Source organism: Vibrio sp. PSi01, from assembly GCF_054960695.1.
The window spans coordinates 274715-299705 of sequence record NZ_JBHNYN010000001.1 but is presented as its reverse complement, the minus strand read 5'-3'; the positions used below and the strand labels follow the sequence as shown (position 1 = coordinate 299705).

Sequence of the window (24991 nt, the reverse complement as noted above, 5' to 3'; positions counted from 1 at the left end):
ACATCATTAGCTAAAGACATCCTTTAAAATTAATACTCAACGCCTGACTGAACCGCTTTCATCAAGGTTGCGTTGAACCGCTGTGGTTGCTCTAATTGGGTAGTTATATGTCGTTCCGATGGCCATAGAGTTAATCGGCGTTCCCACTAATTTAATTTTATTGGCCTAATGGCTAGAAGTATGACCTCAATGATCAAGCTGAAAATTCTTACGTTGGAAGCGTGTTTCACCACCCAATAAAGCCTGCAGCCTATCTTTATTTGGCAACGCCATCATACCTTGACGTTCCGCATTACTTTTATTGCCATGCGCATTGTATTCATACAGAAAACGCCGTGAAAATCCGCTATTAGAAAATAGCTCAATAAGTGCATTTGTTGCGCAGGGTCGAGCACTCCTAAGAACTTCAATTCGTGCTTGTGTATAGCCCGACGAACATGCTGTGGTTTGTCACACTCTTCTTTGTTGCACTGGCGGTGCTAGCAAGTTGATATAAAATCAGTGTATTACATGGGATTATGGTAATTACAGTGCACTTACCCCTGATTCGTGGACTATGTTTGACTCGATATAGCTCAAACATAGTCCACGTTCACTCGCAGGTGAGCTTGGCGTTATAGGTCAACATCATCTAATAAGGAGATTAGCATGAACATGATAAAACTAGTTGCTCTTACCCTCGTTTTGACAGGATGCAACTTTGATAGCAAGGAACCTGATAGACTCAATATTGACACTACTCCAAAAATAGATGAGTCATCAATATCACTTCCTATATCTATTCAGGCTGGTGAAATCCAATCCTTGCTACAAGAAGCAATTAATGAAAACAGCAACGGGAATCAGCTTTTTTTTGAAAGCGGCCGGAAAGTTGGGAATGGAGTTTCTATCCAAACAGATGTAAAGACCCGTGGAAACGTAACTGTATACGCTCGAAATAATAATATTGAAGCTCATTTGCCGCTACTCGTGGATTTACGAGCAGACTGGGAAAAATGTACGCGTATAAATCTTTTGGTCGGTAGTAAACGTGTATGTGTTAAACACCATGAAGATACTAATGCACAATTTACTGTAAAAGCAAAGCTAAGCCCAAGACTCAATAGTGAGTATAAATTAGAGCCAAATATTGACCTTGACTATTCTCTGGATAGAGGGGCGCAGATCAAAGTTGGCCCAATCAAGATAAATTTAGTGTCTAAAACTAGAGAAGCACTAAATAAACAAATGGAAAAATTCAAAGCAAAGCTTGATGCTTCTTTGCAAGGTAAGATTAATGCTAAAGCCCAAGCTCAGAAAGCGTGGGACATGACTCAGAAGCCAATACCATTGATTAAAGACGAAGTTTGGTTATTGAGTGATGTTTCGAGCCTTCATGGCACCCCGCTGTTCACAAGTGACAATGCAGCGCATATAGGTATTGGTATTATGGGGCATTTTTCGATTTATCTCGGGGAACCAGACGATAGTCGTCAAATAAAGCCTCTCCCGGCTCTGGAAACGACCCTGACAACGTCAGGTTTTATATTGAATATTCCCGTGAACGCTGACTATTCAGAGTTAGAAATGCAAGCGAATAAACGTTTGAAAGAATATCAAATCGACTACGAAGGCAATATGGTAACAGTTAAAAAAGTCTCTGTGTTTGGTGCATCTAGCGGCAGGCTAGTTGTTGGTGCAAAAGTTAACCTAAAGTCTTCTGGCGACTGGTTTGGAAGCACTGGTTGGGTATACATCTTAGGCACCCCAGAGTTCAGTCAAAGCAAAAATGAATTAATCGTTACCGATATTGAATACGATGTAAATACTGAGAGTGCAATTCTAGATACAGCTGCATGGGCTGCATCACCTTTCATTAAAGGAAAGATCCAGGAAGCCTTAAAATTTGATATTTCAAAGGATTTAACTAAAGCAAAAAAACTAGCTAACGAGCAGATGAAAGATATATCAATAGAAAATATCGGAAATTTGACAGGAAGCCTTTCTACTTTTGAAATCAATTCAGTTACGGTGCAAAGCAAAGGTGTTCAAGTTACTGCAAAAGCATCCGGTGATATGAGGATAAATCTAACCAATCTATAAGTAATTGGCCATAATCAAGCCCAGGGTTCTAGAGGTTTATAACAATCTTGGTGGGGGCTCAGACACTATTAATGGGTTTATTTCTACCATGTTGCAAACACAACAAGAACTTGAAGTCACTCAAAAGTGGGGGGATAAAAAAGGCCTCGCAATGCGAGGCCTTTGGTTTTTCTATCTATCAGAAGAGATTAGTCGCGAAGTGCTGCGCCAAATTTCTCTGAGATTGAAGCTACGATAGCATCTACTGAACCAGCGATGTCTGCATCTTCAAGTGTGCGCTCTACAGACTGTAGGCTAAGTGCGATTGCTAGGCTCTTCTTACCTTCTTCAACGCCTTGACCAACGTATACGTCGAACAGTTTAGCGCCTGTTAGGAATTCGCCACCAGCAGCGATACACGCTTCTACGATGTCGCCAGAAGCGACTGCTTCGTCAACAACTACTGCGATATCACGACGGTTTGCAGGGAACTTAGATACGGCTACTGCTTCTGGAAGCACGCGAGTGTTGATAGCTGCCCATTCGATTTCGAATACGATAGTACGGCCGTTAAGACCAAACTTGCGCTCTAGTTCTGGGTGAACAGTACCAATGATACCCACTTCTTTACCGTCTACTACGATAGCCGCAGTTTGACCTGGGTGAAGTGCTGGGTGCTTCGCAGCTTTGAAGCTGTATGCGATTTCGTTTGCAGAAAGCTCAAGAACGGCTTCTAGGTCACCTTTAAGATCGAAGAAATCTACAGTGTTAGTTGCAATGTCCCAGTGCTCTTCGCCACGAGTACCAGAGATAACGCCCGCAAGCATCATTTCTTGGCGCATGCCGTTTTCAGCTGTTGCTTCAGGGATGAAACGTAGGCCTGATTCGAATAGACGAACGCGAGACTGTTGACGCTTCTGGTTGTGAACAACTGTGTTTAGAAGACCTTGGATTAGGCCAAGACGCATCGCTGACATGTCCGCAGAGATTGGGAATGGCAGGATTAGCGGCTCAACACCAGGTACAACAAGCTTTTGCTGTTCTGGTTCTACGAAGCTGTATGTGATTGCTTCGTGGTAGCCACGGTCTACAAGAAGGTCACGAACGCGCTTAAGCGGTTGGTTAGCTTCTTTGTGGTCATTCATTTTAAGTGCCGCTTTAGGCGCTTGGTTTGGAATGTTATCGTAACCGTAGATACGACCTACTTCTTCAATTAGGTCTTGCTCGATTGCGATATCAAAACGCCAAGATGGAGACGTTGCCGTCCAACCAGCTTCTGTCGTTTCAACTTCACAACCTAGGCGAGTAAGAATTTCCACTACGTCTGTAGATGGGATTTCGTGACCTAGTAGGCTGTCTAGCTTAGCGCGACGTAGAGCAACTACGTTTGCTTTAGGAAGATCAGCTTCAGATTCGCTGCCGTTTACTGGCGCAACTTCACCACCACAGATTTCAACTAGAAGCTGTGTTGCACGCTCCATTGCTGCTGCTTGAAGTGTTGAATCAACACCACGTTCGAAACGTAGAGAAGAATCGGTGTGAAGGCCGTAAGCACGTGCGCGACCACGGATGTGATCCGGTGCGAAGAATGCAGCTTCAAGAAGTACGTCTGTAGTTTCAGTAGTAACACCTGAATCTTGACCGCCAAAGATGCCAGCGATTGCTAGTGCTTTGTTTTGGTCAGCGATAACAAGTGTGTTGCTGTTTAGTTCAGCTTCGTTGCCATCTAGAAGTGTTAGCTTTTCGCCCTGCTCTGCTAGACGAACCACAATACCGCCTTCGATCTTAGCAAGATCAAATGCGTGCATTGGTTGGCCTTGCTCTAGCATCACGTAGTTTGTGATGTCTACAACTGGGTCGATTGAACGGATACCACAACGGCGCAGTTTTTCTTGCATCCAGATTGGAGATTCCGCTTTCACGTTTACGTTCTTAACCACACGGCCAAGGTAACGTGGACAAGCATCAGCTGCTTTGATTTCAACAGATACTGTGTCTTCAATGCTTGTTACAACAGTTTCAACTGTTGGCTCTGTAACGTCTGCGCGGTTTAGTACGCCAACTTCACGAGCAAGGCCACGGATGCTGAAGCAGTCTGCGCGGTTTGCTGTTAGGTCTACGTCGATAGTTACGTCGTTAAGCTCTAGAAGCTCACGTACGTCCATACCTAGCGTTGTGCCTTCAGGCAGCTCAAGGATGCCGTCTGACTCTACGTCGATACCTAGCTCAGAGAAAGAACAAAGCATGCCGTTCGATGGAACGCCACGTAGTTTTGCTTTCTTGATTTTGAAGTCACCAGGAAGTACTGCGCCAACTGTTGCTACTGCTACCGTTAGGCCAAGACGACAGTTAGATGCACCACATACGATGTCTAAAAGCTCTTTATTACCTTCTGCATCAACAGCGCCGATATCAATTTTTGTAACTTGTAGTTTGTCTGCGTCTGGGTGCTGACCGCACTCAACCACTTTACCTACTTTAACGCCGGTGAATTCACCAGCAACAGGTTCTACATCGTCAACTTCCAAACCAGCCATAGTGATTTGGTGAGCTAGCTCTTCGCTGTTAATTGCAGGTTTAACCCACTCGCGTAGCCAAGATTCACTGAATTTCATAGTTTTGACTGCCCCGGATTACTTGAATTGTTTAAGGAAACGAAGGTCGTTCTCGAAGAACGCACGAAGGTCATTTACGCCGTAACGAAGCATCGTTAGACGCTCTACACCCATACCGAATGCAAAACCAGAGTATTTCTCAGGGTCGATGCCAACAGAGCGAAGTACGTTAGGGTGAACCATGCCACAGCCTAGAACTTCTAGCCATTTGCCATCTTTACGTTTCACGTCAACTTCAGCTGAAGGCTCTGTGAACGGGAAGAATGAAGGACGGAAACGCACTTCAACTTCTTCTTCAAAGAAGTTACAAAGGAAATCGTTAAGAATGCCTTTAAGTTGTGCGAAGTTTACGTTCTCATCAACTAACATACCTTCCACTTGGTGGAACATTGGCGTGTGAGTTTGATCGTAGTCGTTACGGTAAACACGACCCGGAGCAATGAAGCGGAATGGCGGTTTGCCGTTTTCCATCGTACGGATTTGAACACCAGAAGTGTGCGTACGTAGCATTAGATCAGGGTTGAAGAAGAAAGTATCGTGATCAGTACGAGCTGGGTGATCGTCTGCGATATTTAGTGCATCAAAGTTGTGGAATGCATCTTCGATCTCAGGGCCAGACTCAGTGCTAAAGCCAAGCTCACCAAAGAACTGTTCGATACGCTCAACAGTGCGAGTCACTGGGTGAAGACCACCGTTCTCAATGCGACGACCTGGTAGGCTCACATCGATAGTTTCTTCAGCTAGTTTCGCTTCAAGCTCTGCACGTTGAAGTGCGTCTTTGCGAGCTGCGATCGCTTGTTGAACAGCACCTTTCGCTTTGTTGATCTCTTGACCAGCAGTGCGACGCTCTTCAGGTGGAAGTTTACCTAGGCTTTGTAGTTGAAGAGTTAATTCACCCTTCTTACCTAAATACTGAACTCGCACTTCATCAAGTGCGACTAACGAATCTGCTGTATCAATAGCAGTCGTTGCATTAGCAATGATCTCTTCTAGATGTTGCATCATTTCCTCATCTACCAGTTGGTAGTGTCCGTATCGGATGATTAGTTTTTTTAGATAGCTACACATACTAATCAAACACGCAACCAATGCCAAATTGAATCGCTAAAAGAACAAGTTATTGACTAAAAACACGGCAAATTTAACAGGATATTAATGAGGAATAGGAAGAAGTGGAACAATTACTGGTACCACTCCTTAATTTGGAACTGAGCGAAGCGCTCGATTTAAAGTCTCATGAGAACTAAAACTAAGGTGACCTGAGAACTAAAACTAAAGTAACCTGAGCGCTAAAACTGACGTGAGCTATATTTTAAATTTAACGCGAACTATGCTCTCAACTTGAAATAAACCCGTTCTAAATCTGAATCGAACAAACGCGGTTTTTGCCCGCTTTTTTCGCTAAATAAACGGACTCATCAGCTACTTTAATCAATTCATTCATTGTTTCGAATTCTTGGGTCATTTCAGCCACACCGACACTAATGCTACCAAGCCAAGCTTGCTCGCCGGTGTCGACCTGTAATTCAGACACTTTCTGTCGAGTGGTTTCTGCGATGTGCATGCCCCCTTTAAGATCGGTATCGGGGCAGATCACCAAGAACTCATCGCCCCCTAATCGACACACGATATCATCATTGCGAAATGTGTTTTTCAGTTCGTGTGCGAGGGTTTGTAACACCAAATCACCTGCATCGTGTCCGCAAGTGTCATTAATGCGCTTGAAGTGGTCGGCATCAATCATAATGCACACCAAAGGCATACCAAGTTCTTTGGACTCTTGCCAATGCACCGCTAACTGTTTAAAAGCACACCGGCGGTTAGGCAAATTAGTGAGCGAGTCAGTTAAGGAGAGTTCTTCGAGCTTCTTGTTCGCTCGTTTTAGCTCTGCGGTTCTTTCCTCGACTTTGTCTTCGAGTAGCTGGTTGAACCGTAACAACTCTTTATTACGTTCGGAGACTTGCTCAAATAGGCCTTTAAGAGCAGCTAATAGAGGAATGGTTGAAGAATCGTTCTGTTTTCCTTCGGCTTCAAACGCTTGTTTAGGGGTCGCTCCTTCCTCTATCGCGGCCACTTGTCGAGCCATGTTTTGGTCAATACCGAGGATATGATACGCAAGCCAATGAATTAAGAAATCGAGTAGCTGCCGTGCAGACGCCTGATCTTCTTCTAAAATGAAAGCTTGCATGCTGTAGATATCTTGCATAAAAACACGATGCACTTTGATGTGTTCTTCGATGTGAGAGCGATATAAATTACGAGCTCTCATCAAAGATTCTTCTTCTTTAAAGTGAAACTCGGCATAGCTCGTGAGATCGAGTAAAGCAATGCTAATATCTTCGATTGAGATAGTGTTTTCAGACAGCAGATTGCCATAGTGGTTGATAAAACCGACGAGGTATTGATGTTGTTCATCTACGACACCAATGCCTGTTTCGAAGTATCTATTCCAAGTAAATGAATTCATAAATCCCTTAACGCCCAAATCACACTTGTTTACCAGCAGTTACCAGTAGTCAAAAGCGTGCATATGTAGAGGTTATATATACATGTAAAATATAACCATACTACCTGTAGGCCTACCTGATTGCTTACTCCTTTTATAAAAAGACGACTTCGATCTCTACAAATATAAATTAACACTGGGTTTGGGGCGTTCAATTCAACAAGAACACCCCAATAAACCAACATTAACTTAACTTATTGAAAATACTAAAAGTAATATTCCAACGCCATCTCAACAAAATCATCTTTGCGAGCGAAGAACAATAAGTCTTCTGGGGTTTCATTCTCAAACAACCACGCGTTCAACCGCCACTTAAGGTTGTTGTTGATACGACTTGAGGCTTCGAGCTTTGCACTGTAAACATCACTGTTATCTAGATCCTGAGTGATGCCCGTTAACACCTCGGTCCCGTCTTCATCATTTAAGGCGAAACGTGCCCCAAGGAACACGTCGTTTTGACCGACACTCTGCGCATTGTTGCCTCGACTGTCGTACAAGTATTCAGCAATAAAACCGATATCCCAATACGACTCTAGCGCCCCAACCCATGTATACTCAAAGCCTGTTGCTACGCCTGTGTGGTTGTCGTAGCTGTCGCGATAAATGCTTTCAAGCTTCCATAACCAATCACCCATAATCCCCTGAACATCAAGGCCGAAATGCTGCATTTGCGCGTAATAGGGCTTAAGATTATTACCATCAACACGATAATAAGGGTCACGATTGGTACCGCCTAAGTAGCTTAACCCGACATCCCAATCACCATACATTTGGCTATAGCGCAGTGCCACATCAACGTGCTTTTCTTCTCTTGATGATTCATACAGCGCATCGTCTGAAACGGGTACGGGCGTTCTTAACCGACCGTCTTCCCCTGCAAAGGTACGCTCTCGAAAATACGGCAGTAACATGGCATCGATGGTTCCCCAGTCTTTAATCGACGTGAAGTGAACCATTGGCTGACCCAGTTTCGATTCGCCATCGACGGACTCAATCGCATCGGTTTGGTTTACCACGTCCACTAAGTGTGCTGATTCGGTCACACCCCAGAACACTTTGCCAACACCTGCGCGCAGTTCGTAGTCATCCCAGTAGGTAAGGAACAAAGCTTCACGAACGTCACCATGGGTTCGCTCATCGTCTTCGCTGTCTAAGCGATAAAATGGCGTGAAGGTAAAACTGCCATTGCCTTCTTGTTGCTCCCAGTAAAACTCCGGTTGTAACACCAGTGAGCTTTGTCCTTTGTTCTGCCCCTGTAAACCGTCGCTAAAGAACTGCCTGTGTTCAAGGTTAACTTGCCCTGCGAGTTCTGGGGTGACTTGCTCTACGAACTCAGAGCTAAAGCCTGCCGCCACACATGGCAACGACACCTGCATAAGCCCAACTGTCGCTGCCAAGGTTAAAGATAACTGCGTTCCTGTTAACAGAATCCTTTTCATATTCTTGCCTTACTTTGCACGTTTAAGTGTATTTTTCTGAAAGTCCTTATCCTTAAGACCGGTCTGGAACGCTAAATCTGTCGTGGTTAATACAGTACTCTTACCTGTTTGGTGGTTTTGCATCGACATGGTGTGCGCGCGCCAGTACTGGTTTAGGTATTGTTTGTAGTCTTGGAACGATAGAGTTTTCAGCAATGCGCCTTTACGGTCGTAAAACTCCACTTGAACTGGGCGGTAATATTGCTGGTCTAGCCATACTTTTTGCATGGTGTAACCAGAGTTTTTGTCGGTCGGAACTTGCTCTAAAACAAAGGTATCAACACCTTCAATATTGGCGTCTTCGATGTAGTTGAAGGTGTACTTTTCTAACTCAAACGAACTTAGGTCTTCGTAAGCAAATTCACTGCCCATAAACGGGCCAGACTTGTTGCGAGAAGAGATACGCTTTACACGTTTCAATGCCGGCAGATACAACCATTGATCATCCGATTTGGTGATGTGTGAATGGTTTAAAAAAGCCGTGCCTTTTACGTCGCGGGGCTCATCAAATATGGTCAGTCCTTTATCGCCATCGTCGTCAACCTCTAGCGACTTCAATCGCATTAGACGAGAGCTGCTTTCACCTTGTTTATTGCGAAGTAGCATTTCCATGGTCGCAACAGAATCGCCCCACCCCATATCAACGGCTTTACGTTGCTCGGCGATCTCTAGGCCTTTTTCAGGATCGGCTAACGCAGGGAAAGCCGAGAATGCGCCAATGGTTATCAATGACGTTATGAGTGTTTTCTTTGTCATAAAGTGTTTAATAATTTTCATAAATTAATCCTTAAGTCAGCCCACCGCAGTAGGCTGACGTTTTCTTATTTGATTGAAGTCGACAGTTCAGCCGTCGTATTAGGTTTAGCTTTAACAGACGGTTTTGATTCGTATTGGGGTTGGTCTGAGTAATGGGTCTGTTTGTCGAAGATCATCAGCAGGCTTGGCAGCAAAATGAAGTCGACCACCAACGCAATGAAAATCACAATCGCACTGAGTAAGCCCATATCGGAATTGAGTCTGAAGCTCGACATTGCCAATACAGAGAAACCGGCCACTAGCACAACAGTGGTGATCCACAAAGCGCGACCTACGGTGTGGAAGGCGTAACGAACCGCTTCCTCCGCTGATTGCCCTTCCATTCTTGCGCGTTGGTATTTACTCAAGAAGTGCACCGCATCATCGACGACGATACCCAAAGTAAGGGTGACCACGACCGACAATCCAAGGTTGATCTCACCAGAGATAAGCGCCCATAAACCAAAGCCAATAATCGCAGGCGCAATGTTGGGCACTAGGCTTATCATGCCTAAGCGAACCGAGCGCAATGCGAAGATCATCAAACCAGAGATAAGCACTAAGGTGATTGGCAGAGTCGATAGCATGCTCGCCATGTTGGTTTCACCAATGTGAGCAAACATCAATGATGGGCTCGACGCGACCACTTCATACTGAGGTGCATTGGCGGCAAACCATGAGTAGATACGCTCTTCGAGTTCAACCAATTCCACACTGCCGAGGTTATCAACCGTCAGTACCATTTTGATCGATGATTTATCAACGTTGATCTGGTTATTCAAATCCAAACCATAAGGTAGAGACATCTCGTAAAGCAGTAGATATTGCGCGGCTAACTCTCGGTTAAGTGGCAGTTGGTAATAACGGTCATCATCACCATGCATGTTCTTATTCAGACGCATGTAAACATCAGAAAGCGTAGCAACATGGTCGGTTTCTGGTTGAACACGTAGCCAATCGGTAAAATCACCAATCGCTTGTAAGAACAAGGGGTCAGCAATCGCTTGAGACTCGTTAGTTTTGACCGCAATACTGATGGTCGTCATACCGCTTACAGTCTGTTCCATGAAGTCGGCTGCTTGTCTGAATTCGCTTGAGGTATCGAAATACTTCACCGATTCATCATTCACTTTGTTCAGTGGAATTAATGCCGCGGCGCCGACGATAACTAGAGTAGAAATAGGCAATAACGCTTTGCGATTAGTTACCACAAAGTCACCGAGCTTATCCATGAAGGTCACTTTACTTTGTGCCACTTCATTCGTTGGTAAAGTCTTAACTGGTAGCAGTTTTAATAGCGCAGGTAGCATAGTCACGGATAGGAAACATGCGATGATCACGCCCAATGCCGATAAGTTACCGAAGTCTCGTAATACGGGGGAGTCCGACATGTTCATCATCAAGAAACCAATCGCGGTGGTCACTGAGGTAATCAAAATCGGCATCGCATTAAGCTTGATGCTGTATTGAATAGCTTGTGCTTTTTCCATGCCACGCTGCATGGCTTGTCTCATGGTCACAATCACATGAACACAATCGGCCACCGCTAGGGTCAGTACCAAAGTTGGGACGTTAACCGTTGCGGTGCTGAGGAACATCCCTGCCCAGCCAGACAACCCCATGGTCGCGACAATCGAAGAGATAATCACAACTAAGGTCGCCACCACGCTAAAGAATGAGCGCAGCATAAAGGTCAGGAATACCAACACCACCAATAGCATTAATGGCACCAGTGTTGAGCTGTCTTCTTGAGCCGACATCATGAAAGCATTGTTCATAGCAATGATGCCCGCTTTATGGAATTCGACGTTAGGATAGTCCGCTTGATACTTGGCGATCATAGTGTTGATTGCTGCTATGACTTCTTGCACTTCCGCGGTTTTATCTACTTCAGGTAATTGCACGGTCACGTTAACAATGGTCACATCACCAGAAGCCGACACCAACGCATTCTTAAGCAGAGGTTCGTTTAGCGCGATCTGTTTCACTTTGGCGATTCGCTCGGGCGTATGTTCGTATTCTTCATACAGCAGATCTTCCACCAATAAGTCGTCTTCAACAGCTTCGGTGTGCTGATAATTGGCCAAAGAATCGACACGGCTTGAGTACGGGATCTGCCACGCATCAACGGTGAGATTTTGAATTAAGGTCAGGGTTTCTGGGGTGAAGACGTTGCCGCCATCAGGTGCGACAACAATCGCGAGATTGTCGGTTTTCGCAAAGGTAGTTTGGATTTCATCGAACGCCATCAACTGTTTGTTGTTGCCTTCGAAGAAGATGTTGTAATCCCCTCTAAAGTAGAGGTTCTTCGCCCCTAATGCAGAGAGCATGATGATTGAAAAAACCACCAGCAGAACGATAAACGAACGCTTGGTCGGTATTGAGTGCCAACGGTTATTGAGATCCCCGTTTACGCTATCGATATTACGGTTATCTCGATTTTGGTGATCGAAAGCGGGCTTTTGGCTGTCATGTTCCATCACAGTCTCCATTTGTGACGATTCGTCATAGTTGTATCATAAAAAGCCAGCCGAAGCTGACAAAAGACACAATTCTTGGTCATACACTCAAGAAAACCTAAACCACATTAGGCTAAACTTAAGTTTGTGACGAATCGTCATAAATGGTTATTAATAAACCCACATAAGTGGGCTTAATAGAAGCTATCGACCTACTGATTCTAAGTAAGCGATCTCTTCACTGAACAGTTCTTGTTCTACACGACGCCAGGTTTTACGGTAGTCCCAATCGGTAGAAAGGGGCTGCCAGTTCAGGCCGTCGAGTAGCATATTCGCGTTATGTAATACTGAATACGGGTCTTGTAACCGCTTAATACAATGACTGTTTGATGCGTTCTGTGACAAGGCATTTGAACCAAATGCGATTGACCAGTTTGCAAACACGATGGCATCTGAACCCACACCAGAAGAGAACTTTAGGTCACCCACTTCTACTGCTTGGTTAACCATTGAATCGGCTTGTTCAATCACCAATTCTTCGAGTTCGTTCATCTCGGTTACACGTGCACTAGACGCTTTCTCTAGTACCCACGGGCTTTTTGCCATGATCGCACAAGTTGACAGTACCGGCTCCATGCGCGCATAGATTCGATAAGCAACGTGCAGTGCGACGATCTTTTCGCGTGTGTTACCTTCAAACTCTCCAGAACGAGTAAACATCAGTGCCTCGGCCTTTAAAGAATGAATACACAACGCTAAAACCACGTCTTCTTTGCTACAAAAGTGATTATATATCGTACCTTTCGAATAAGAGCTCGCTGCCGTTAGCTTATCCATCGTGAGGTTTCCGAACCCTTGCTCTCGAACCAGATCTTTCGCTAACAACATCAATTCTACTTCTCGGTCTGCAATAGACTGCTGCTTTTTAGACAAGCCGCCTTTACAACCAAAGATACTTTGCTTATCGCCTTTACAACCAAAGCCAAACATAATTTCTCAGTCCGTATTTTCGCTTAGCTATCACCTAAGCTGAGTCAGTATTTAAAACACTCCTGTTTAATATATTAACACGAATAGCAAATTCATGTACTTAACCATTTTGTGACGCTTCGTCATTTCTGACTTATCGTCATAATAGCGCAAATATTGATCATATCAAGGTGTTTTATAAATTAAATACACTTTATGTATGGACGGGTAAGTAAACGGGCGAGTAAGTGAGAGAACGGTCAATGAATATCAATAAAAACGAGCTGTTTTTGACGAACCGAATACCAAAGTAAATTGGCCATTCTTAGCCGAAAAAGAGTGCTAGCACTTTAAATCGTTATCGATATTTGCTTAGTGAATCCAGGCATAACCCACGAGAATGAATGAGTGTAGGCTTACTTTTTGGGGCAGACCTCTCCTTATGGTCAATATTTGGCTTACTAATGTCGTTTTCTGTTAAGTTGCTATAAATTCGATAAGGGGTGACTTACAATAGTGACAACGACTTACCTTTTTGAGAACACGATATTGAGCGCCAAATATTCTTATTTAGCTTGGCAAGTGAATACTTCTAGCCCAGCAGAAAAACTGGTTTTATTGATGCTTGCAGATGGTGCTGATGAGTTCGGTTTCACCAATGTGTGCCTACAATCAGCAAGTCAACTTTGTGCTCTCTCGACGTTCGGTTTAGCCGATTGCCTTAAGTGTCTAGTCGACCAAGGTTTCCTCGATAAAGTAAAAGTAGATTATCGAGACAAGAAAGAGATACACGTGTTCAAAATGCTCATTGAGCAAGAGCAAGCTGCGGTTCAAGTTGAAACTCAACCGGTCAATAGTATTCCGGTTTACTCTACTGCACCTGCACCTGCACCTGCACCTGCACCTGCACCTGCACCTGCACCCAAGTTTCAGCCTGCTCCGGCACCAATGCAAAACACGCAATATGCTCCTCGCCCACAAGGCCGAGGCTCAATGAACAGCAACACCGTTTCTACTCATGATCTCAACGAAGAAGAGATCCCATCATGGGCAGAACGTGCGTTTAAATTCTCCGGCTTGGCCGGTGACCATAGTTTAGTATGGAAGAAATTTGTCCTTTGGTATAAAGCCAAAGCTAATGAATTAATGCCACTATCTCGGATTGAATCCAAGCTGCAGTACTGGCTAGTTAACGAGAAGCAAAATGAAAGACAACAACAGCAGAAGACCGCTCAATATTCAGGAAATGCAGGACAAGCTCAAGGAAATGGGTATAGACAAAAGCTTAGCCCATCTGAACGCTTCAGGCAGCAGCTCATTCAAAAAGGCAAAAAGCCAACCTTCTGAGCCTGTTGTATCTGACGTTCCTGCACGATCTGAAATAATTGAAGCAAAAAGCACTGAAGTTAATGTAGCGACACCTAACGCTACCGACGCAGGCTCGTCTCAAAAAGTGCCTGTTGTCGATCAAGATCCGGCAGAGTTAGAGCTGACTGATTGGTGTATCCATGTGTTTGGTTCTTTCTTAAGCGTGTACGAAACACAATGGGAATACCAATACGGGAGCGAGCCGAGCGGTAAGTTTATTGAATTTGCTAACTCAGTCGATTCAGACGGCCTTAACCGCGTGCTAATGCACTGTCATGAACGTATTCAACTTGGCAACAGTTGGCCGCCGCAAATGGGTGAGCTTTGGATCCTGAAAGATTCTTTGACTGAAGAAGAGTTGTTGGATAGCCGTATTCGAGTGTTGTCACGCTCTGCAGATAATAAGATTGAGCAATGGTTAATCCAGAATAAACTGTACGATTTAAAGCGTACGGCTGAAAACAAACTCGATGGCCTGTTCAAGAAGTATTACTTGGAAGCGAAACGTTTAGATGAGAAAGGCATGCTTGAAACTGAGTTACCAGAATTCCTTCTTGCCGCTAACTCTGTAAAGAACCTGAACGATTTAAAACGTGAAGAGTACGAAAGTAAACACGGTAAAGCGATAAACCCAAGAATTCAGCGTATTCTGAACAGTAAAAAATAACCATCCGCTTGCTATCTGTTATAAGAAAACAGAGTAGCGATTACACGGTTAACAGATACAAAAATGCCAGCTATCAAGCTGGCATTTTTTACGAATTCTTACGAACTCTACAAATATCCGTGACCAACGGTACGTCCGTCACTGACTGCAAGTAATTACAGTAGGTGGATAGTTGCGTTTAGCGTGAATACGCCAGAGTCGTCATCTTTCATTTTGAAGTTTTGGTAGCTAGCGCCTACAGATAGTGGACCAAAGATGAAGTATTCAGCGCCTACACCGTACATGATATCAACATCGTCTTGCTTGAAGCCATCAGCTTTAAGCTCGTAAGAGTGAAGACCACCCTTCGCGTATACGTGAAGAGGACCAAAATCGATGCTTGGTTTAATCGCTAAGTAAGCAGTGCTTGCGTCTAAATTCTTAAGATCGCGGTTGCCGTAATTAACGCTGCCGAAAGAACCAAGATCCCAGTAACCCGCTTCAACGCCGATTAATGGAAGAATACCAGTACCTACGTGGATACCCATCGCTGTCTCTTCTTTATTGCCTAATGAGTTTTGACCACCCATTACACCACCGTACAACCAAGAATCAGCCATTGCTGTTGAAGATGCACCTAGTAGTGCTAATGCCAATAACGTTTTTTTCATATTCGACCTTTTTCGTCCTAGTGGCAGGCCTTGAGTGGTAATAAATTGCCACCAAGTCGCCCTGTATGTAATAACTATTCAATTAGTAATGTAATAAGCAAGATTTATACCCAAACCTTGCTATTGCGTCTAGCTTTATTCCTTTAGCAAGCATCAATCGCGTTTTTAACACGCTTATCTGATACTGGGTAAGGCGTACCGAGCTGCTGTGCGAAGAAGCTTACACGAAGCTCTTCAATCATCCAACGCACCTCTTTTACGTTTTCTGGAACCGCGATCCCTTTTGGAATTTTATTCAGCAGTTCTTTGTAATCATTCATTACCGACTCAACTTTGATCATATGTAGGCGATCTTTGTTAGGGTCAATCGGCAGTTTTTCCATTCGACGCTCAATAGCTTTCATATAGCGTAGAATATCCGGCAAGCGTTTCCACCCGCATTCTGTGGCAAACCCCTTAAAAATCAAACCTTCTACCTGAGCTTTGATGTCTGAAAGTGCAAATGCCATCGAAAGATCTACGCGGCCCTTCAGCTTCTTACTGATACTGAACGCCGTAGTTAGAATAGTTTCTACCTGTTGAGCAATCTCAACAACCGTATCGCCTAACTCTGCACGTACGTGTTCTTTCAGTGCTTCAAACTGCTCTGGTTCCCAAACCAAACCGCCCTTCTCTTCAATTAGCTTATCAATACCACAAGCGATACAGTCATCGATAAGATCGAGTACTTGTCCGTATGGGTTGAAGTATAAGCCTAATTTAGATTTGTTCGGCAAGTTAGAGTGCAGGTATTTGATCGGCGATGGCACGTTCAACAGGATTAAACGACGCTGACCCGATTTCATTGCCGAGATCTGCTCTTGTTCGGTTTCGAACAGTTTGATCTCTACGCTGTCTTTAGAATCCACCAGCGCTGGGAAGGCTTTAACATCGTAGCCGCCGCGTTTCTGCTGATACACTTTTGGTAACTCACCAAAGCTCCAGGTATGCAGGTTCTGTTGTTCAATATCGTCGTCAGCAACCTTAGAAAGCGTTTCTTGAACCTTGTCTTTCAGACTTTCTTTTAGCTCATGCAGGTCTTTCTGTTCTTTCAGCTTACGCTTGCGATGATCTACAGCGCGGAATGTTACCTTTAAGTGCTCAGGGATCTGGTCTAACTTCCAGTCGTCACGTACCACTTCAACACCTGTCATGCGGCGTAGCTCTTTCTCAAGAGAATCCAACAACGGTGCTTCTAATGGGGTTACACGTGCCAAGAAAGCATCGGCATAGTTTGGCGCAGGCACAAAGTTACGGCGTAGCGTTTTTGGTAGTGACTTAATTAGGCTAATCACCAGTTCCTGACGCAGGCCTGGGATCTGCCAATCAAAACCGTTTTGGTCAATTTGGTTCAAGATAGGCAGCGGAATGTGTACCGTTACACCATCATTGTCGTCACCTGGCTCAAATTGGTAGCTCAGTTTCAACTTAATACCGTTTTGGTGCCAGAAGTTCGGATAATCCAAATCAGTAACGTGGCTAGCATCGCCTCGGAACAGCATCGACTTTTCAAAGTTAAGCAGCTCAGGTGTTTTCTGACTGGTCTTCTTCCACCACGTATCAAAATGACGGCCTGACACTGCCTCTTCGCCAACACGTTGATCATAGAAGTCGAACAGTTCATCATCATCGATCAAGATGTCGCGACGACGCGATTTATGCTCAAGCTCTTCCACTTCTTGCAGGAGCTTGCGGTTCTGTTTGAAGAACGTATGTTTGGTTTCCCACTCACCTTCAACCAATGCACTGCGTACAAACAATTCACGGCTGACAGTGGCATCAATCGCACCGTAGTTAACTAAGCGTTTTGGAATGATTGGGATTCCGTAAAGCATCACTTTTTCGTGTGCCATTACTGCCGCTTGCTTCTTCGACCAATGTGGTTCGCTGTAACTACGTTTAATCAGGTGTTTCGCTAGCGGTTCAATCCATTCCGGTTGAATCTTCGCGATAACACGACCCCATAGTTTTGAGGTTTCCACCAGCTCAGCAGACATGATCCACTTAGGCTGCTTCTTGAATAAGCCAGACGCAGGGAAGATATGGAAGCGTGCGTTACGAGCACCTTGATATTCATTCTTCTCTTGGTCTTTCATACCGATGTGCGAAAGCAGACCTGATAGCAGAGACATATGAATACCATCGTAGCTACCCGGCTCAGTATTCAGCTTGGTATCCAATTCACGCATTGCTTGGTGAATTTGGAAGTACACATCTTGCCATTCACGAATACGTAAATAGTTCAGGTAATCTTGCTTACACTGTTTGCGGAACTGATTACTCGACAGCGCTTTTTGCTGCTGCTTGATGTAATCCCACAGGTTCACAAACGTGATGAAGTCCGACTCTTTATCGAAGAAGCGCTTGTGTTTATCGTCAGACGATTGCTGCTTATCCGATGGACGCTCACGCGGATCTTGAATCGACAACGCAGACGCAATCACCATGACTTCGTGCAAGCATCGGTTGCGTGGCGCTTCAATTACCATACGAGCCAAACGCGGATCAATCGGCAACTTAGCCAATTTACGACCAATAGCGGTTAGCTTCTTCTTGTCGTCGCCTTGATTCTTATTTTTGTTCGCAGCGGGTTCGGCTGTCGCTATCGCACCTAGCTCTTCAAGTAGCCTTACACCATCTTGAATGTTGCGCTTATCTGGCGCTTCAACAAATGGGAACGCTTGAATGTCGCCTAGGCCAAGAGCTGTCATCTGAAGGATAACGGAGGCTAAGTTAGTGCGGAGAATCTCTGGGTCGGTAAACTCTGGGCGTGATTCGAAATCTTCCTCAGAGTAAAGACGAATACAGATACCTTCAGCAACACGTCCACAACGACCTTTACGCTGGTTTGCGCTTGCTTGAGACACTGGCTCAATCGGTAGGCGTTGTACTTTGGTGCGGTAGCTGTATCGGCTAATACGTGCTGTACCCGGGTCGATGACATACTTAATACCAGGAACGGTTAACGAAGTTTCTGCCACGTTGGTTGCCAGAACGATACGTCGGCCAGTATGAGACTGAAAGATACGGTTCTGCTCGCCCGCCGATAGACGTGCGTAAAGCGGAACTATTTCAGTATCACGCAGGTTACGTTTACTTAATGCATCTGCGGTATCTCGAATCTCTCGCTCACCGTTCATGAAGATCAAGATATCGCCTTGCCCTTCATCACACAGTTCATCAACAGCTTCAAAGATGCCTTCAATTTGGTCGCGATCGGAATCACTTTCATCACCACCTAACGGGCGGTAACGCGTATCTACAGGATAAGTACGACCTGATACCTCGATGATAGGCGCATTATTGAAGTGTTTAGAGAAACGCTCTGGATCGATGGTTGCCGATGTGATGACCACTTTCAGATCTGGACGCTTTGGCAGCAACTCTTTCAGGTAACCCATGATGAAATCTATGTTAAGGCTACGCTCGTGCGCTTCATCGATGATGATGGTGTCGTACTGATTTAAGAAACGGTCGTGTTGGATTTCCGCCAGTAGAATACCGTCGGTCATCAATTTGATTTGTGTGTTCTCAGAAATTTGGTCGTTAAAACGAACCTTATAACCAACAAACTCACCCAGTTGCGTTTCCATCTCTTCGGCAATACGGTTCGCAACCGAACGGGCCGCAAGACGACGAGGCTGAGTGTGACCAATTAAACCAAAGCGGCCACGACCAAGCTCAGAACAGATTTTTGGTAACTGCGTGGTTTTACCTGAACCTGTTTCACCCGCCACGATAACCACTTGGTTTTCAGCGATGGCTTTCGCGATGTCTTCGCGCTTCTGGCTGACGGGTAGAATTTCTGGGTATTCAATCGTTGGCTTTTGCGCAGCACGCTGGGTTGCCGTCATCATCGACTTGGCAATGTCCAATGCAATCTCATCAAAGACAGCATTTTTAGATTGTTCATTTTTGATTCTGCTTGCACCAGCAATTCGCTTACTCAAACGGAAGCGATCGCGCATCATACATTCGTTGAGCGCTTTACGAAGAGAAGCTGGGCTATTCTGAGAAGTTTTAGCAGGTTTTACTGATTGTTTGGCAGACGAGTTCGATGCAGGTTGAGTCGATGTCGACTTTTTGTTTGTCGCTTGAGATTGCACTGCATTCTTGTTGTTGTCTGCTTTTTCCGGAGACGAAGTCAAAGCGTGTCCTATTATTGTACTTATTAAACTCGCGCGATTGTACCACAACTCTTCAACAAAAAAGCCTGACATAAAAGGGAAAACCTTTTGCTATCAGGCTGATTGTTCAAGCCAACACTAACGAAGGCTATGAAAGCTAACTCGGATACACATCATATTTATCCAAACGATGGTTAAAAATGACAACATAAACCATCGTTAAAACACGGCTGAAACCGCGCTTAAAATTCGTATTGGAAGTAAACCGTGTTGTAGTTACTACCGCCTTTGATACGTCCAAACTGAGAGGCGTTTTCAAAGATCGCAGAACGATGATGCAACGAATAACCGAACCATAAATTGTTTAAGTCGTTCTTGCCGATCAAATCACCCACATTGACATCAAATGAGAAGTCTAGGTAATTCAACAAGTGGCTTGCGGTGTAACCTTTACGATCCATCTCAGAGCCTTCGATGTAGGTGATCGAGTCGATGTACGACATACCTTCAGCCACACCAAATCGCCACTGTGTCGGCCAATCAAAGGTGTAATACGCTTTGATCGCAATAATGTACTCGGTGCTACTCGATTGAACATCTGAATTCCAGTGATGCGCGATACCCGGTGTTAGGTAGATATCCAGCGGGAGACCAAAGATTTCGTCTGTTAGCGGGTGGCCGTAGAAAAACGAGGTCAGTTGGTTATTGTATTCGTCTTTCTCAGTATTGAACTTCATAATCTCGCCAATATTCGATGGCGTTGCCCAACCGTGCGCGACACGTAAATACGGCGCGTTACTCAATTTCGGTTTCGGCGCTTTCTCTTTGTCATTGAAGAAACCAAAACCAAGATAAAGTTCACCTTGATAACGATCTTCAACTACTGATGAATCATAAGCGTTGTCGTCTAATCGAGTGACACTAGTTGAACCAAGTAGGTATAAGTTGGAAACCACGTGGTAACGTGCTTCAACACCCACATTAAGATCGATACCTGCGCCAATCGACTCGCCTTCGGCTGAATAGTAAGCACTATTGAAATCGGCACTTTTATAACGAAGTGTCGCACTCGGAGTAAACTCCCAATCGCCCGTTTCATACTTTACTTTGGCGCGTAGATTTCCGTGAAAATTGTATTCACTGTCGCTCATTAGCTCGGTTTCAAGCTTCCACTGCTCATCCCACTGATAACTGACTTGCGCACCAAAATCGGCAGTATCACCCTCAATGGCATTTTGTTCTGAAGCAGGGATATCAATAAAACGCATACGCGATATCGCATTAAGAGACCATTTTTCGTCGTCAGTCTGGTAGAGGTAAGCCCCCATTTCAGTACCGTCGATAAATACATAGTCATTCTTAAAAAATAGCATCGGAACAAAAGAACCGACGGTTTGATCCCCACCTGATGTATCGTAGGGAATACTCGCACTGCGGAACATTGCAGCAATGCCCCATTCTTGCTCTTCGGCAGCCCAGGCTACGCTATTACCTAGAAAAGCGTTACTTAATAAAACCGCTCCATACGAAATGAGCTTCGGTGAAAATTTGTGCTTCATTCTTGTGTAATTACTCTTTGTAATAATTTTTGTGTTACTGAATAGACATTTATTGGCCATGCCAGCCAACTAGTTTTAGGTTTGATCGACTTTGACCGTTACAATGAAGAATATTCTCGGTTAAATGAAAGTATTGTGAAAGTCTCAGAATTACAAAACATTATAGACCACTTACCCCAAGATTCCGATCCAGATATTGTCATGGGCGAAGAGTGGTTGCCTGAGCGTTTGGTTAACACCAGACTCGATAGCGACATGCTGTTTCTTGAGTTTGATAATGCCCCTGAAGAAAACCAAGGGGACGATGAAGGCCGTGGTTTCGTCGAACACGAAATCGCTATGATTCGAGAAAGACTCGAACAAGTACTGGACGATCCGTCCGATACCAAAACAAAAGCCGATGCCCTATTGGCAATATTTCTAATGGGCCATGAACTTTCTAGTTCAGAAGTTATCGAAATACTTGAAATGACAGAGCTTGAGGCAACGGAGTCTGAAATGCCAGATCAGGCAACGACAGAAGCTGAAACAACGGAACTCGAAGCAAATCAATCTGAAGCGATAGAGCAGGACATCTCTGCTCTCGAAATTAACGAGCCTGATACACCAGAGTTCGAAACCTCTGATCTTGAAACGAGACAACTCAAAGACTAACGCTACCGATTTAGGAACCGCATTGAAACGTTCGACGACATCATCTCTTCCCTTCTTACTTGCAGGCCCAATTTTAAGAAAAACCACCGCCAACGAGGTGGTACTGTGGATGGTGACGAGTTCACAACCTACAGGCTCAACTGAACTATTCAACGCAGAGCAAGATTCGCCTTTTTATTCGTCGCCACTTGATGAACAAGGGTCAATTCAAGTGGGGACACATGCTTGGGTAACCCTGATTCAATTAAAGGGTGAGTTCCCTACCAATACGCCCCTTGAATATGACATTCACACCGAACTAGGGTCACTGGCCACATGGGCTCCTCACCTTGTTTATAGCGACAAGTCTCGCGTTGAATTTAAGATCTCAACGACTGCTGATTATATCCTGCATGGCTCTTGTCGTAACCCTCATCACCCGAGCAAAGACAGCCTAGTTGCTGCAGATAACAAGGTCGGAAAGCAAACGGTACTTGAACGGCCAGATATGCTAATGATGAGCGGCGACCAGATCTACGCCGATCATGTAGCAGGTCCAACGCTTGATGCTATTCAACAAGTGATTCAACTGCTTGGTCTTGTGGGCGAGAGCTTGCCGACGGATTCACAGGTAAGCACAATCGACAGTAGTGAAGCCTTGTTCAAGAGTGAATATCAGCTGTATCGACGTCATCATTTACTGCCACACCACAACACCTCTGATTCGTTGCTTGATAAGCTATTTCCTAAGCGCGGAATCCCTATTTTCAGCTCGACCGATTGTGAGAATCACTTGGTCACCTTGTCAGAATTCATCGCGATGTATTTGCTGGTTTGGTCTCCGACATTGTGGCAATGCATCAACCGAGAGCAATTGATCGAAAATGATTTCACAGAAGGTGGACGTCAATTATCACCGGCAGAGCAACAACAATGGCGTGACGAGAGCATTATCATTGATGACTTCATAGCAGGTCTACCGAAAGTGCAGCGTCTGTTCGCTCATATTCCAACGTACATGATCTTCGACGATCACGATGTCACCGATGATTGGAACCTGACTGTGGGTTGGGAACATGCTGTCGATCAAAATCAGTTTGCTACTCAAGTGATTGGTAACGGCCTTGCCGCCTACTGGATGTGTCAGGGTTGGGGCAACAAACCGGAGAGCTTTAACAAAGAGTTCATCAAGCAAGCAAAACAGCTCTTTGGTTTTCAATGGCATGCTGAAAATCAAGCGCAGAATGAAACTGGCGGCAACAATACTGAACACTCTGTTGGCAACATAGAACCAAACAAACACCAGGCCTTCATTGAGATGCTCGGTCGCTTTGAAGAGTGGCATTACACGATAGATACGTCTCCAAAAGTCATTGTGTTGGATACTCGAACGCGTCGCTGGCGATCAGAATCTCGCATGAATAAACCTTCTGGTTTGATGGACTGGGAAGCCTTAATTGAGTTTCAGCACCAGCTGCTCCATCAAGATAAGGTGGTGATTGTTTCTGCTGCGCCGATGTTTGGCGTGAAGTTTATTGAAACACTGCAAAAAATGGCGACCACAATCGGTAAACCATTGGTGATTGATGCGGAAAACTGGATGGCACATCCGGGCAGTGCTAACACACTCATCAGTATCTTTACCCACACCAAAACACCAACCAAATTCGTCGTGCTTTCTGGTGATGTTCACTACTCTTTTGCTTACGACATTAAACTTAGATACCGCCGTAACAGCCCGAATATCTATCAGATTACTTGCAGTGGTATTAAAAACCAGTTCCCTACTTCATTGCTTAAATTCTGTGATGTATGGGACCGATTGCTGTATAGCCCACGCTCAATTCTGAACTATTTCACCAAGCGAAAACGCTTAAAGATTGAAAAACGTAGCCCTGATAATCAGACTTTCTATCGACTTTCAAACCGAAGTGCGATTGGTGAATTAAAGTTAGATAGCGAAGGCAAACCGCAAGCAATAACGACACTAAGTGGTGATGGGAAAGTCACACGATTCCCTGAGCCTGATTAACAAGTGTTCTTTATTGCTCGCTCATCCGTAATGTCAGTTTTGAGTAAAGACGCTTGCGATCACACTCTGTAGGCCCAATAGTAATAATATTCATCATAACTGGAATGATCTTATGTTTAACTCACTTACCTCGTTATTTAAACAATTAGTTGAAGGCTCTGATTTAGGTAAAACGCCAACCGCCTCTCCTAACTTAGCTATCGCCAGCTTGTTATGTGAAGTCGCCGGTGCAGACCACGCGATTAACGAATCCGAACAAGAAGCTAAACTTCACTTGCTTCAACGCCTGCTGAACATAACTGAAGACGAATCCAAAGCCTTATTGGCGCAAGCTGAACCTCAAGTTGAACAATCTGTCTCTCTTTACGACTTTACTTCTCAACTGCGAGAGCTGTCTCAACCAGTCCGCATAGATCTAATAAAGGCAATGTGGGAAGTGGCACATGCTGATGGAGAGATTGATCCACTTGAAGATTCAGTGATCCGCAAAACCGCAGAACTGCTTTACGTTGACCACAGTGACTTTATTAAGACCAAGCTGAACGTCTTGGGTAAAAGCTAACCAAAGGCTTTCTACTCGTTGATACTCTCAACTAGAGTAAGCGATCACCATACATTATGCCTTTCAGCTCTAACGGCGTGCCTTTTTTTGTCACATAAAGGCCACGCTGATTTGACACCAACACACTGCGCTTGCCTTGCGTTTGTTGGATGTATAAGTGTTTGATATTGAAAGTCTGTTTATCTTGGGTTTGGTCTTGGTCCAATTGATAAAGGTAGTAGTGATTCCCCCAGCGAAAGAACACTCCAAACATTTGCTTAGTTTGAGCAACATTTCCATCGATGTCGTAACCAATGTACTGCATTTTTACCCGACCACTTTCCAATCGAAGTGAGATTTTTTCCCAGCCTACCATTGGATACTCTGCGGAAAATTTATAGGTACTTTTAGTTGCGAGCCCAGAGATTAAGCCTACATTTATAATCACAAAAAGCGTGAGCAAGATAGGCATCCAAAACTTACGATTCATAT

The 24991-nt window shown here is 44.6% G+C and carries 17 protein-coding genes; 6 read left to right on the top strand and 11 right to left on the bottom strand.

Annotation, left to right across the window (positions count from 1 at the left end; genetic code table 11):
* Positions 1 to 648 precede the first annotated feature (648 nt).
* A complete protein-coding gene (locus ACFI6G_RS01295) occupies positions 649 to 2082 on the top strand; it encodes a DUF4403 family protein (protein ID WP_102402260.1) in 1434 nt (477 codons plus the stop codon).
* Positions 2083 to 2270: 188 nt separating this feature from the next.
* Here the strand turns inward: ACFI6G_RS01295 and pheT are convergent, their stop codons facing one another.
* From pheT to ACFI6G_RS01260, 7 genes are all read right to left on the bottom strand, one after another.
* Positions 2271 to 4676 carry a phenylalanine--tRNA ligase subunit beta gene (pheT, locus tag ACFI6G_RS01290; RefSeq protein WP_462710102.1) on the bottom strand — a complete coding sequence of 802 codons (2406 nt, stop codon included), beginning with the start codon at positions 4674 to 4676 and terminating at the stop codon, positions 2271 to 2273.
* An 18-nt stretch (positions 4677 to 4694) separates the two neighbouring features.
* Positions 4695 to 5678 (bottom strand): phenylalanine--tRNA ligase subunit alpha, encoded by a 984-nt coding sequence (gene pheS, locus ACFI6G_RS01285; protein WP_004734764.1) that lies wholly within the window; start codon positions 5676 to 5678, stop codon positions 4695 to 4697.
* A gap of 355 nt (positions 5679 to 6033) precedes the next feature.
* Positions 6034 to 7143 carry a GGDEF domain-containing protein gene (locus ACFI6G_RS01280; RefSeq protein WP_010441333.1) on the bottom strand — a complete coding sequence of 370 codons (1110 nt, stop codon included), beginning with the start codon at positions 7141 to 7143 and terminating at the stop codon, positions 6034 to 6036.
* Between the two features lie 245 nt (positions 7144 to 7388).
* The gene (locus ACFI6G_RS01275) at positions 7389 to 8621 is read right to left on the bottom strand and encodes a hypothetical protein (RefSeq protein ID WP_102285861.1); all 1233 of its coding nucleotides are present in this window, start codon (positions 8619 to 8621) and stop codon (positions 7389 to 7391) included.
* A gap of 9 nt (positions 8622 to 8630) precedes the next feature.
* Entirely contained in the window at positions 8631 to 9416 is a 786-nt protein-coding gene (locus ACFI6G_RS01270) for an outer membrane lipoprotein-sorting protein (RefSeq protein ID WP_371956733.1), read from the bottom strand.
* Positions 9417 to 9481: 65 nt separating this feature from the next.
* Positions 9482 to 11947 (bottom strand): efflux RND transporter permease subunit, encoded by a 2466-nt coding sequence (locus tag ACFI6G_RS01265; RefSeq protein WP_330216766.1) that lies wholly within the window; start codon positions 11945 to 11947, stop codon positions 9482 to 9484.
* A 171-nt stretch (positions 11948 to 12118) separates the two neighbouring features.
* Complete coding sequence (locus ACFI6G_RS01260) at positions 12119 to 12904, bottom strand: TetR/AcrR family transcriptional regulator (RefSeq protein WP_010441341.1); 786 nt, start codon at positions 12902 to 12904, stop codon at positions 12119 to 12121.
* Between the two features lie 495 nt (positions 12905 to 13399).
* On the opposite strand from ACFI6G_RS01260, the gene ACFI6G_RS01255 reads away from it, so the two are divergent.
* Both ACFI6G_RS01255 and ACFI6G_RS01250 read left to right on the top strand, forming a co-directional pair.
* A complete protein-coding gene (locus tag ACFI6G_RS01255) occupies positions 13400 to 14230 on the top strand; it encodes a hypothetical protein (RefSeq protein WP_102351217.1) in 831 nt (276 codons plus the stop codon).
* On the top strand, positions 14151 to 14918 hold the full coding sequence (locus ACFI6G_RS01250; protein WP_010441345.1) for a hypothetical protein: 768 nt from the start codon (positions 14151 to 14153) through the stop codon (positions 14916 to 14918). Before ACFI6G_RS01255 ends, ACFI6G_RS01250 begins: the two co-directional genes overlap by 80 nt.
* Before the next feature lie 155 nt (positions 14919 to 15073).
* On the opposite strand, the gene ACFI6G_RS01245 is transcribed toward ACFI6G_RS01250, so the two are convergent.
* From ACFI6G_RS01245 to ACFI6G_RS01235, 3 genes are all read right to left on the bottom strand, one after another.
* Entirely contained in the window at positions 15074 to 15568 is a 495-nt protein-coding gene (locus ACFI6G_RS01245) for an outer membrane beta-barrel protein (protein WP_010441347.1), read from the bottom strand.
* A gap of 143 nt (positions 15569 to 15711) precedes the next feature.
* Complete coding sequence (gene hrpA / locus ACFI6G_RS01240) at positions 15712 to 19755, bottom strand: ATP-dependent RNA helicase HrpA (protein ID WP_102270586.1); 4044 nt, start codon at positions 19753 to 19755, stop codon at positions 15712 to 15714.
* A gap of 221 nt (positions 19756 to 19976) precedes the next feature.
* Complete coding sequence (locus tag ACFI6G_RS01235) at positions 19977 to 21293, bottom strand: MipA/OmpV family protein (protein ID WP_016767264.1); 1317 nt, start codon at positions 21291 to 21293, stop codon at positions 19977 to 19979.
* 135 nt (positions 21294 to 21428) lie between these two features.
* Here ACFI6G_RS01235 and ACFI6G_RS01230 point away from each other — a divergent pair, with 135 nt between their 5' ends.
* From ACFI6G_RS01230 to ACFI6G_RS01220, 3 genes are all read left to right on the top strand, one after another.
* Positions 21429 to 21947 (top strand): VC1380 family protein, encoded by a 519-nt coding sequence (locus ACFI6G_RS01230; protein ID WP_462710101.1) that lies wholly within the window; start codon positions 21429 to 21431, stop codon positions 21945 to 21947.
* A 22-nt stretch (positions 21948 to 21969) separates the two neighbouring features.
* Entirely contained in the window at positions 21970 to 23958 is a 1989-nt protein-coding gene (locus ACFI6G_RS01225) for a metallophosphoesterase family protein (RefSeq protein WP_462710100.1), read from the top strand.
* 112 nt (positions 23959 to 24070) lie between these two features.
* Positions 24071 to 24520 carry a tellurite resistance TerB family protein gene (locus ACFI6G_RS01220; RefSeq protein ID WP_010441358.1) on the top strand — a complete coding sequence of 150 codons (450 nt, stop codon included), beginning with the start codon at positions 24071 to 24073 and terminating at the stop codon, positions 24518 to 24520.
* A 31-nt stretch (positions 24521 to 24551) separates the two neighbouring features.
* On the opposite strand, the gene ACFI6G_RS01215 is transcribed toward ACFI6G_RS01220, so the two are convergent.
* Positions 24552 to 24989 carry a hypothetical protein gene (locus tag ACFI6G_RS01215; protein ID WP_016796393.1) on the bottom strand — a complete coding sequence of 146 codons (438 nt, stop codon included), beginning with the start codon at positions 24987 to 24989 and terminating at the stop codon, positions 24552 to 24554.
* Between the last annotated feature and the right edge of the window lie 2 nt (positions 24990 to 24991).